This window comes from Aminobacter sp. P4_H6_2, assembly GCF_056400805.1.
Genome location: NZ_JBFUKO010000110.1, coordinates 1 through 11,728, shown reverse-complemented (window position 1 = coordinate 11,728; position 11,728 = coordinate 1). Strand labels below are relative to the sequence as shown.

Here is an 11,728-nt window from a genome sequence, read left to right as displayed (position 1 = left end):
CGTCTGGCGCGTATCGCCCGTCGGCGCGGAAGCCATAACAGGCTCCTTCGCCCAATCCGGCAACCGACAGCACGAAGACACCCTCGCCTTCGCGCTGCAACTCCAGCCTGTCGGTTTCGGTCTTGCCCTCGGCGTCGAAGACCGACACCCACATGCGTTCGGCGGAACTCGACCAGGCAGCGAAACGGATGCCGCTGTCGGTAATTGTCGCGCCCAGCGCAGTGTTGGCGCGACGCGAGTTCATTGGAAAGCGACAGCGAGGCAGTCCAATCTCCCCCCTTGCGGGGGAGACGTCCGGCGGGACAGAGGGGGGTGCGAGAAAACACACCCGATCCAGGATTGGCGGCCTTGTCGCCTTTGGAAGGTGCGCACTTCGCGGATCGCAGGCGCCCTACGTTGCCCCCCTCTGTCCTGCCGGACATCTCCCCCGCAAGGGGGGAGATCAGCCGTCATCCCCAATCTCACGTAATCACGCTCGGCTTGTCGCGACCGGTGTGGCTGCGGATGCCGGCAATGTCTTCGGCCGCCTGGATCAGGTCGGCAAGCGCTGCCTGCGTGTCGAGGCCATGCCGCGCCGGATCGGCCTCGTAGCGCTCGATATAGACGCGCAGCGTAGCACCTGACGTGCCCGTGCCGGACAGACGGAAGACGACGCGCGAGCCGCCCTCGAAGAGCACGCGGATGCCCTGGTTCTTGCTCACTGATCCGTCGACCGGGTCGTGGTAAGCGAAGTCGTCGGCGCTGGCGATCTTCATGCCACGCACGTTCGTGCCCGGCAGCGAGCCAAGCTTCGCCCTCAGCTCATCGACCAGCGCGTTGGCGCGATCGGTCTCGACTTCTTCATAGTCGTGGCGCGAATAATAGTTCTGGCCGTAGGTCGCCCAATGCTTGGCGACAATGTCCTTGGCGCTTTCGCCGCGCACGGCAAGGATGTTGAGCCATAGCAGCACCGCCCACAGCCCGTCTTTTTCGCGGACATGGTCTGAGCCGGTACCGGCACTCTCCTCGCCGCAGATCGTCGCCATGCCGGCGTCGAGCAGGTTGCCGAAGAACTTCCAGCCGGTCGGCGTCTCGTACATGCCGACGCCGAGTTTTTCAGCGACCCGGTCGGCGGCGCCGCTTGTCGGCATCGAACGGGCAATGCCCTTGAGGCCCGACTTGTAGCCCGGCGCGAGATGGGCGTTTGCAGCCAGCATCGCCAGCGAATCCGAAGGCGTGATGAAAATGCCGCGCCCGATGATCAGGTTGCGGTCGCCGTCACCATCGGAGGCCGCCCCAAAATCCGGCGCGTTGGGGCCCATCATCTCGTCATAAAGGTGCTTGGCGTGGACCAGATTGGGGTCTGGATGATGGCCGCCGAAATCCTCGAGCGGTACGAAATTGCGCGCGGTTCCGTTGGCAGCGCCAAGCCGCTTTTCCAGGATTTCCTTGGCATAGGGACCGGTCACGGCATGCATGGCATCGAAGCGCATGCGGAAGCCCGATTTGAACAGGGCGCGCAGCGCGTCGAAATCGAACAGCGTCTCCATCAGCTCGGCATAGTCAGTCACCGGGTCGACGATTTCGACCTTGATGCCGCCAACCTCGAAGGTGCCCAGGCGGTCTATATCGACCGGTGCGACATCGGCGATCTTGTAGCTCGAGATGACCTTGCTGTGGGCGTAGATCGCATCCGTCATCTTCTCCGGCGCCGGGCCGCCGTTTTCGGCATTGTATTTGATGCCGAAATCTTCGTGCGGGCCGCCGGGATTGTGGCTGGCCGACAAGATGATGCCGCCAAAAGCCTTGCGCTTGCGGATCAGGTGGGAGGCCGCCGGCGTCGACAGGATGCCGCCCTGCCCCACCACCACGCGGCCGAAGCCGTTAGCCACCGCCATGGCGATGACCTTCTGGATCACCTCGCGATTGTAGAAGCGGCCGTCGCCGCCGACCACCAGCGTCTTGCCGGCAAAACCTTCAAGCGAATCAAACACCGACTGGATGAAGTTCTCGGCATAGTTCGGCTGCTGGAAGACGGGCACCTTCTTGCGCAGGCCCGAAGTGCCGGGCTTCTGGTCGTCATAAGGCGAGGTAGAGACTGTACGAATCATCAGGCATCCCTTTTGGAGAGAAGCTTGCGGTAAAGTGCGGCATATTTCTGGGCGCTTCGATCCCAGGAAACATCCGATTTCATGCCCTGCCGTTGCAGCGAGGTCCAGCCGGCCGGATCTGCATAAAGTGCGTTGGCGCGAAGAATAGCATGCTGGAAAGCGCCAGCATCTTCCGGCGTGAACTGGAAGCCGGTGGCGACACCAGCCGCCACCGCCGCTTCATTTGCATCGATGACGGTATCGGCAAGCCCACCGGTGCGGGCGACGATGGGCACGCAGCCATAACGCAGGCCGTAGAGCTGGGTCAGGCCGCAGGGCTCGAAACGTGACGGAATCAATATGCCGTCGGCACCGCCTTGCAGCAGGTGCGACAGCCCCTCGTCATAGCCTATGACGACGCCGACCCGGCCACGATGCCGCGCCGCGGCCGCCAAAAGCGCGCCTTCCAGCCCGGCATCGCCAGAGCCCAGGATTGCCAGGCGTGCGCCGGAGGCGATAACCGGATCGATGATGGACGCCAGGATGTCGATGCCCTTCTGCCAAGTCAGGCGGCTGACGACGCAATAGATCGGGCCATCTTCACGATCGAGCGTCATGCGCTCCTCGATCGCGCGTTTGTTGACCTTGCGCCCCTTCAAGGTCTTGGCGGTGTAGGTCGCGGCGAGATGCTTGTCGGTCTCGGGGTTCCAGATATCGTCGTCGATGCCGTTGACGATACCGTGCAATTCGTCGGCCCGCAGGTTGATCAGCCCGTCAAGGCCCATGCCGAAGGCCGGCGACCTGATCTCCTGGGCATAGCTCGGGCTTACCGTGGTGACCGCCCAAGCGGCCTGAAGGCCTGCCTTGAGGAAGCCCACGCCGCCATAATATTCGACGCCGTCGAGCGCCATCGCCTGCTGTGGCAAGCCCAGTCCATTGAATATGCTCACGCCAAACTGACCCTGGAACGCCAGGTTGTGCACCGTCATCACCGAGGGCACATTCGCCGCCTCGCCGTAGCGCATGTAGGCAAGCGTCATCGCCGACTGCCAGTCATGCGCATGCACGATATCGGGCCTGTAGTCCTTGATTGCACCCGCGGCGATGTCGGCGCCGACACGACCCAGCGCCGCAAAGCGCCGCCAGTTGTCCTGCCAGTCCGCACCTGTGGCGTCACCATAGGGACCACCTGGCCGGTCAAACAGATGCGGCGCGTCGAGTACCAGCATATCGAGGCCCGCGACCTCGGCGGCGTGCAATGCCGCCTTGCCGCCCTGCAATGCCGTGTATTGATGGAGCGCCTTTTTCTTCTTCAGCCCAGCCATCACCACGGGATAACCCGGCACGAGACTGCGCGTCCGGACCCCTAGCCCAGCGAGCGCCACTGGCAGTGCGCCGGTCACGTCGGCCAGCCCGCCGGTCTTGATCAGCGGAAAAATCTCGGGCGTGACCGAAAGCACCTGCACCAATTACAACTCCAGCCTGTTGATCATGTCCTGGGTGATCAGGCAGATGCCCTTTTCCGAGACGCGGAAACGCTTGGCGTCGAGCTTGGGATCCTCGCCGACGACCAGCCCCTCGGGGATGTGTACGCCGTGATCGATGACCACGCGATTAAGCCTGGCGTAGCGACCGACATGGCAGGCCGGCAGCATCACCACATCCTCCAGCGTCGCGTAGGAGTTGATCCGCGCGCCGGTGAAAATCAGGCTGCGCTTGAGCGAAGCGCCCGAAACGATGCAATCGCCCGAGACGAGCGACGACACCGCCGAGCCGCGCCGACCGTCCTCGTCGTGGACGAATTTGGCCGGCGGCGTCAGTTCGGAATAGGTCCATATCGGCCAGTCTCGATCGTAGAGGTCGAGTTCGGGCGTAATATCAGTCAGGTCGATATTGGCCTCCCAATAGGCGTCRACAGTTCCGACATCGCGCCAATAGGCCTCGCCTTCCGTACTCGAGCGCACGCAGGATTTGGCGAAGCGATGCGCCACCGCTTTGCCGTGCTGGACGATGTAAGGGATGATGTCCTTGCCAAAGTCGCGGCTCGATTCAGGCTCGGCGGCGTCGCGGCGCAACTGTTCCATCAGGAACTTGGTCTTGAAGACATAGATGCCCATCGAAGCGAGCGCATAGTCGGGCTTGTCGGGAATGCCGGGCGGATCGGCCGGCTTTTCGATGAAGGAGATGATGTTGTCCTTCTTGTCGACATGCATCACGCCGAAGCCTGACGCCTCGAGGCGCGGCACTTCGAGGCAGCCGACGGTGACGTCAGCCCCCGCGTCGACGTGCTGTCGCAGCATCAGCTCGTAATCCATCTTGTAGATGTGATCGCCGGCGAGGATGACCATGTATTCAGGGCCATATGCCTCGATAATATCGATGTTCTGGTAAACCGCGTCGGCGGTACCCTCATACCACTGCGTCTCGGAGACACGCTGGCTCGCCGGCAGGATGTCGAAACTCTCATTGCGCTCGGGCCGCAGAAAGTTCCAGCCGCGCTGCAGGTGGCGGATCAGCGAATGCGCCTTGTACTGGGTGGCGACACCTAAACGGCGGATGCCCGAGTTGAGAGCGTTGGACAGCGCGAAATCGATGATGCGCGTCTTGCCGCCGAAATAGACAGCAGGCTTGGCGCGCCGGTCGGTCAGTTCCTTGAGTCGGCTGCCGCGCCCCCCCGCCAGAACATAGGCCATGGCATCGCGCGCCAGCGGCTGGTTTCTCTTGATTTCCATGGCACCCTCCCTGCTCAGTCCGCCACAAATTCAAGCATGATCGTCGCCAGCGGCGGCAGAAGCAGCGTCGCGGCTGCCCCTCCTCCATCCGTCGGCCGTGCGGTGACCACGCCGCTGTTTCCCTTGCCCGACCCGCCATAATCCAGCGCGTCGGAGTTGAAGATTTCCCGCCAGGTACCGGCTTTGGCCAGCGGCACGCGATAGTTTTCGCGCATGATCGGCGTGAAGCTTGAAATGACGGCAATAGGGGCAGCACCCGGCGCCTTGCGCAGCCAGGCAAAGACCGAGTTCGCCGCGTCATCGACGATCAGCCACTCAAAACCCTCGGGTTCGCAATCACGCGCGTGAAGTGCCGGGCGCGAGCGGTAGAGAGAGTTGAGATCGCGCACCAACGTCTGCACGCCTCGATGCGGTGGGTAGTCGAGCAGGTTCCAGTCGAGCGCCTTCGCTTCGTTCCACTCGGCGCGCTGGGCGAACTCCTGGCCCATGAACAAAAGCTTCTTGCCGGGGTAGCCCCACATGAATCCGTAGTAGGCGCGCAGTGTCGCGAACTTCTGCCAGTCGTCGCCGGCCATCTTGCTGAGCAGCGTGCCTTTGCCGTGCACGACCTCGTCGTGGGACAGCGGCAGGACGAAATTCTCGCTGAAGGCGTAAATCAGCCCGAATGTGATCTCGCCGTGGTGATGTTTACGATGGATCGGCTCTTTCGAAAGATACTCCAGCGTGTCGTGCATGAAGCCCATATTCCATTTGAAGCCGAAGCCGAGCCCGCCCTCATGCACCGGTTGCGATACCTTGGGCCACGACGTTGACTCCTCGGCAATCGTCATCACGCCGGGATGCGTGCCATAGACGGCGACATTCATCTTCTGCAGGAAACGGACCGACTCCAGGTTCTCGCGGCCGCCAAACTCGTTGGGGATCCACTCGCCTTCCTTGCGCGAGTAGTCGAGGTAAAGCATCGACGCCACCGCATCCACGCGCAGGCCATCGACATGGTATTTCTCGGCCCAGAACAGCGCGTTGTTGACCAGGAAGGACACCACCTCGCGTCGGCCGAAATTGTAGATCGCGGTGCTCCAGTCGGGGTGGAAACCCTGGCGCGGGTCGGCATGCTCATAGAGTGCCGTGCCATCGAAATGCGCAAGCCCGTGCTCGTCGACCGGGAAATGCGCTGGCACCCAGTCGAGGATGACGCTGATGCCGGCTTGATGGGCGCCGTCGACAAAACGGGCAAAGCCATCGGGGTCGCCAAAGCGGGCCGACGGCGCATAGAGCCCCGTTGTCTGGTAGCCCCATGAGGGATCGTAGGGGTGCTCGGAGATCGGCAGGAACTCGATATGGGTGAACCCAGTCTCGGCGACATAGGGGATCAGCCTGTCGGCCATCTCGTCCCATGACAGGAAGCCGCCATCATCACGCCGCTGCCACGAGCCGGCATGGACCTCGTATATGCTGATCGGCTGGCGGCGATGGTCGGCCGCTCTCCAGTAAGCGCGGTGCGCATCGTCGGCCCATTCATGCGCCTGGGGCCTGTCGGTGACCGATGCAGTTGCCGGCCGAAGCTCGGAGCGGATGGCGTAAGGATCTGCCTTCAGCGGCAGCCTGACACCACGGGCACCGATCAGCTCGAACTTGTAGGGCCGGCCGGGGCCGATATCGGGAATGAAAATTTCCCAGATGCCAATGTCCTGGCGCAACCGCATAGAATGGCGACGGCCGTCCCAGTCGTTGAAATCGCCAACGACCGAGACGCGATGGGCATTGGGCGCCCACACCGCAAAATGAACGCCATCGACGCCCTCATGCGAAATCAGATGCGCCCCGAGCTTGTCGAACAGCCGGAGATGCGAACCCTCGGCGATGAAATAATCATCCATCGGTCCAAGCACCGGGCCGAAACTGTAGGGATCGATAAGCCACCAGTCGCCGCCGGCGTTGTGGGCGTACAGCCTGATCGGCTGGCGCTTGCGGATTGTCAGCTTGCCTTCGAAGAAACCGACATCGTTGCGTCGTGCAAGCTCGCCGCAGGCTTTGCCGTCCAGCGTATGTGCCGTGACGGTTTCGGCATGGGGCACGAAACAGCGCGCGAGGAAGCCCTTGCCCAATTGCTGAAGCCCCAGAACCGCGAACGGATCGCCATGGGTTCCGTTGACGATCGCCTCAACATCGCTGTCCGCCGCTCTTTCAAGCTCCGGTTTCGTTTCGGCGGCGGCGCCGGGCTTCAGCATGTTGCGGTGTCCCCTCCCAGGGTTCTTCGTGAGGTCAGTTCATGCAATCACATCAGGCCGGTACGTTCCAGATTTCTTTGGCATATTGTCGAATGGTGCGGTCGGAAGAAAACCAGCCGACTCGCGCGACATTGCGGATAGCACGCGCATACCACTCCGGGCTGTCGCGCCAGACCGCATCAACCTGCCGCTGGGCGGCCGCGTAAGCATCGAAGTCTGCCGCGACCATGAACCAGTCGTGCTGGTAAAGCCCGTCCATCAGCTCACGGTAGCGCGTGGGATCGTCGGGCGAAAACACGCCGGACGAAATCGCCGCCACCGCCTGCTTGAGTTCTGGCGAACCGTCGATCACCGCGCCCGGCTGATATCCGCCGCTGCGCCGCTGCTCGACCTCCTCGGTGGTCAGGCCGAAGATGAAGATGTTGTCGTCGCCGACATGTTCCTTGATCTCGACATTGGCGCCGTCGAGCGTGCCGATGGTGAGCGCGCCGTTGAGCGCGAACTTCATGTTGCCGGTGCCCGAAGCTTCCATGCCGGCGGTCGAAATCTGCTCCGAAAGGTCAGCTGCCGGCATCAAGATTTCGGCGGCGCTGACATTGTAGTTCGGCACGAAGACGACTTTGAGCAGTCCGCGCACCGACGGGTCGCGGTTGATCACCTTGGCGACGTCGTTGGCCAGTTTGATGATCAGCTTGGCGTTGTGATAGCTCGGTGCCGCCTTGCCGCCGAAGAATTTTACGCGCGGGATCCACTCGCGTTCGGGATGCGAGCGGATCTGGTCGTAGAGCGCCACCGCCTCGATGATGTTCAGAAGCTGGCGCTTGTATTCGTGGATGCGCTTGATCTGAATATCGAACAGCGCCGACGGATCGACCTTGATGCCCAATCGCTCGGCGACGAGATTAGCAAGCCGCTCCTTGTTGGCGCGTTTGACAGCTGCAAACTTCTCCCGGAACGCCGCATCCCCAGCAAACGCGTCGAGCTCCCGTATCGCCTCGATGTCGTCGAGGAAGCGGTCGCCGATAGCTTCCCGCGCGAGGCCGGTCAGGCCGGGATTGCACTGGATCAGCCAGCGGCGCGGCGTGATGCCGTTGGTCTTGTTGTTGATGCGTTCGGGATAAAGGCTGTGGAGATCGGCGAACACCGTCTCCTTCATCAGTTCGGTGTGCAAAGCCGAGACGCCATTGACGCTGTGCGAGCCGACAAAGGCCAGATTGCCCATGCGCACGCGCCGCTCGCCGTTTTCCTGGATCAGCGAGATGCGGGTGATCTGTTCGCCGGTGAAGCGGCCGGTCGCCCGCGCTTCCAGCAGCACTTCGGCGTTGATCGCGTAGACGATCTGCATGTGGCGSGGCAAWAGCCGCTCGAACAGCGGCACCGGCCAGCTTTCCAGCGCCTCSGGYARSAGCGTGTGGTTGGTGTAGSCGAAGGTGCTTTTGGYGATGYCCCAGGCCGTATCGAAATCGAGCCCGTGCACGTCCATCAACAAACGCATGAGTTCAGGCACAGCCACAGCCGGGTGTGTGTCGTTGAGATGGATCGCCGCCTTGTCGGGCAAGGAATTCAGGTCGCCATATTGGCTCAGATGCCGTTGAAGGATGTCCTGTAGCGAAGCGGTGGAGAAAAAATACTCCTGGCGCAGCCGAAGCTCCTGGCCTGCCGGGGTGGCGTCGGCCGGATAGAGCACGCGCGACAGCGCATCGGCCTTGTTGCTCTCGGCGAGCGCACCGATGTGGTCGCCGGCGTTGAACTTGTCGAGCAGGATCGGGTCGAGCGGCATGCCGGACCACAGGCGCAGCGTGTTGACGCGCGCTCCGCGCCAGCCGACTACTGGCGTGTCGTAGGCAACGGCCAGCACGCGGTCGGTGGGCTTCCAGACGTGGCGCTCAAGCCGCCCGTCCTTGGCGGTGACGGATTCGACCGATCCGCCGAAGCCGACCTCAAAAGCACGTTCGCGGCGCTCGAATTCCCACGGATTTCCGTGTTCCAGCCAGGTTTCCGGCAGCTCGACCTGCCAGCCGTCATGGATCTCCTGGCGGAACATGCCGTTGGCATATCGAATGCCGTAGCCATGGGCGGGAATGTCGACGGTCGCCATGCTTTCCATGAAGCAGGCAGCGAGACGGCCAAGACCGCCATTGCCAAGCGCCGCGTCGGGCTCCAGCTTGGCGATGACATCGAACTCGACGCCGAGCGAGGCGAGCGCCTCGCGCATCGCTTCCATCAGGCCGAGATTGGAAAACGCATCGCGCATCAGGCGGCCGATCAGGAATTCCAGAGAGAGGTAATAGACCCGCTTGGCGCTCTGGTCATAGGCCTCCTTGGTCGAAGAAATCCATTCGTCGACGATGCGGTCGCGCACGACCTTGATCGACGCTGTCAGCCAGTCATATTCCGTGGCAACCRTGGCGTCCTTGCCGAGCCGGTATTTCAGCGCGCTCAGAATTTCGGCTGCAAGTGCCTCAGGACTGGTGTCGCCAAGCGGCTGGGGGATATTCGGGGTCACTGCGCGGGTCATGTCGCCTCTCGCATCCTGTTCGGCCACCTAGATGTTTCCTCCCTCGCCGACACCTATCCTCCCGCACTCATGTTAGCCATTAAGAATGCGATCTCAATCGATTTAAACCTCCGCGTCAATATCGCGCGACGCGGAGACTCAGGGTTGTAGCCAACCACTCAGGCGGCGGCGAGCGCCGCCTCCGGCGGGGCCTTGGCTCCGGTCATGAAGGCCACGGCATCCGACATCGTGTATTCCTTTGGATCGATGACGGTGAGCCTGCGGCCGAGCCGGTGGATATGGATCCGGTCAGCCACTTCGAACACATGCGGCATGTTGTGCGAGATCAACACGATCGGCAGCCCGCGCCGCTTCACGTCGAGGATCAGTTCCAGCACGCGACGGGATTCCTTGACACCCAAGGCGGCCGTCGGCTCATCCATGATGACGACCTTGGAGCCGAAGGTGGCGGCGCGCGCCACTGCCACGCCCTGGCGCTGGCCGCCAGACAGTGTCTCGACCGACTGGCTGATGTTCTGGATGGTCATCAGCCCAAGTTCCGTCAGTTTATCGCGGGCGCGCTTTTCCATGGTCGTTCGGTCGAGCATGCGGAACCAGTTGCCCAGGATACCTGGCTTCCTGATCTCGCGGCCAAGAAACATGTTATCGGCGATCGACAGGGCCGGCGACAAAGCAAGGTTCTGGTAGACCGTCTCGATGCCGGCATCCCGGGCTTCCATCGGCGCCTTGAAGTTGATCACCTTGCCTTCGAGACGGATTTCGCCTTCGTCGGGCGTCATCGCGCCTGAGATTGCCTTGATGAGCGAGGATTTGCCGGCACCGTTGTCGCCGATCACGGCGAGGATTTCGCCAGGATAGAGGTCGAAATCGGCCTGGTCGAGGGCGGTAACGCGGCCATAACGCTTGACCAGGCCGCGGGCGGTGAGAAGTGGTTCGGTCGACATTAGCCTGCAACCTTTCTGATCCACTGGTCGATGGCGACAGCGATGATGATGAGCGCGCCGATCAACAGATAGGTCCATTGCGGGTCGGTGCCGATCAGCCGCAGGCCGAGCTGGAACACGCCGACAATCAGCGCCCCAAACAGCATGCCGAGGATCGAGCCACGCCCGCCGAACAGCGAGACACCGCCGATCACTACCGCAGTGATGGATTCGATGTTGGCGAATTGGCCAGCGGTCGGTGAAACCGAGCCGATGCGTCCGATGAGCACCCAGCCGCCGAGCGCGCAGATGAGCCCGGAGATGACGTAGACTGAGATAAGTACCCTGTTGACGCGCACGCCGGAAAGCTGGGCCGCCTCGGGATCGTCGCCGATGGCGTAGACATGCCGTCCCCAGGCGGTGTGGTTCAAGATGTACCAAAGCACCATGACCAACAGCACCATGGCGATCACGCCATAGGTGAGCACGGCATTGCCGAGCTTGAGCGTCGTGCCGAACAATTTGAGGATGGGTGCCTGGGCGTCGATATCCTGGGCTCGGATCGTCTCATTCGCCGAATAGAGGAAGTTCGAGGCCAGCACGATCTGCCACATGCCGAGCGTCACGATGAACGGCGGCAGCTTCATGTAGGCGACCAGCACGCCGTTGACCCAGCCGCAGAAGGCGCCGACGGCAAAGCCGCACAGGATCGCCAGCGACGGCGGCAAGCCGTAGCGGAAGGTGAACTGCCCCATCACCACCGACGAAAGCACCATGATGGCACCGACCGAGAGATCGATGCCGGCGGTCAGGATGACCAGCGTCTGTGCCGCACCGATGATGCCGGTGATGGCGACCTGCTGCAGGATCAGCGTCATCGAGAACGCAGAGAAGAACTTGCCGCCGACGAGGATGCCGAAGGCGATCAGCGAGGCGACGAGCACGATCAGCGGCACCGCCGCCGGATTTGAATGCAGGAAGTGCTGGACCTTTTCTACCGGCGAGCGGGTGTGGGTGTCGAAGCTTGCCACTGACGTGTCGCTGCCCGAGAGAACCTTCTCGAACTCCTGCGGTCGCCCGGCGTTTGCCGATGCGTCAGACATGTCGATTTCCTCCCAATGAGGGATTTTTATCCCTCTTGTAGGAAGGGCGACCAAGGGGCCGCCCTTCGTCTGAAGAGAGTGTCACGCCGTCAGGCGCTCAGATCAACCCCAGCACTTCTCAAGGCCAGACTTGACGTCGATGGATTCAACAC

General features: G+C 62.3%; 7 protein-coding genes and 1 pseudogene. All 8 read right to left on the bottom strand.

From position 1 onward, the window contains the following. Positions 1-244: pseudogene (locus AC1DUU_RS11255) on the bottom strand (glycogen debranching protein GlgX); the annotation flags it as partial. A gap of 217 nt (positions 245-461) precedes the next feature. Then, complete coding sequence (locus AC1DUU_RS11250; RefSeq protein ID WP_476783499.1) at positions 462-2,090, bottom strand: alpha-D-glucose phosphate-specific phosphoglucomutase; 1,629 nt, start codon at positions 2,088-2,090, stop codon at positions 462-464. Then, positions 2,090-3,535, bottom strand: a complete 1,446-nt coding sequence (gene glgA, locus AC1DUU_RS11245) for a glycogen synthase GlgA (protein ID WP_476783501.1) — start codon at positions 3,533-3,535, stop codon at positions 2,090-2,092. The genes AC1DUU_RS11250 and glgA overlap by 1 nt, the downstream gene beginning before the upstream one ends. Before the next feature lie 3 nt (positions 3,536-3,538). After that, complete coding sequence (glgC, locus tag AC1DUU_RS11240) at positions 3,539-4,801, bottom strand: glucose-1-phosphate adenylyltransferase (protein ID WP_476783498.1); 1,263 nt, start codon at positions 4,799-4,801, stop codon at positions 3,539-3,541. 14 nt (positions 4,802-4,815) lie between these two features. Next, positions 4,816-7,032, bottom strand: coding sequence for a 1,4-alpha-glucan branching protein GlgB (gene glgB / locus AC1DUU_RS11235; RefSeq protein WP_476783497.1), 2,217 nt, complete (start codon positions 7,030-7,032; stop codon positions 4,816-4,818). A gap of 52 nt (positions 7,033-7,084) precedes the next feature. Further along, positions 7,085-9,550 carry a glycogen/starch/alpha-glucan phosphorylase gene (locus AC1DUU_RS11230; protein WP_476783500.1) on the bottom strand — a complete coding sequence of 822 codons (2,466 nt, stop codon included), beginning with the start codon at positions 9,548-9,550 and terminating at the stop codon, positions 7,085-7,087. Positions 9,551-9,708: 158 nt separating this feature from the next. Then, positions 9,709-10,494 carry an ATP-binding cassette domain-containing protein gene (locus AC1DUU_RS11225; RefSeq protein ID WP_476783496.1) on the bottom strand — a complete coding sequence of 262 codons (786 nt, stop codon included), beginning with the start codon at positions 10,492-10,494 and terminating at the stop codon, positions 9,709-9,711. Beyond that, positions 10,494-11,576 carry an ABC transporter permease gene (locus tag AC1DUU_RS11220; RefSeq protein WP_476783495.1) on the bottom strand — a complete coding sequence of 361 codons (1,083 nt, stop codon included), beginning with the start codon at positions 11,574-11,576 and terminating at the stop codon, positions 10,494-10,496. Before AC1DUU_RS11220 ends, AC1DUU_RS11225 begins: the two co-directional genes overlap by 1 nt. Positions 11,577-11,728: the final 152 nt, after the last annotated feature.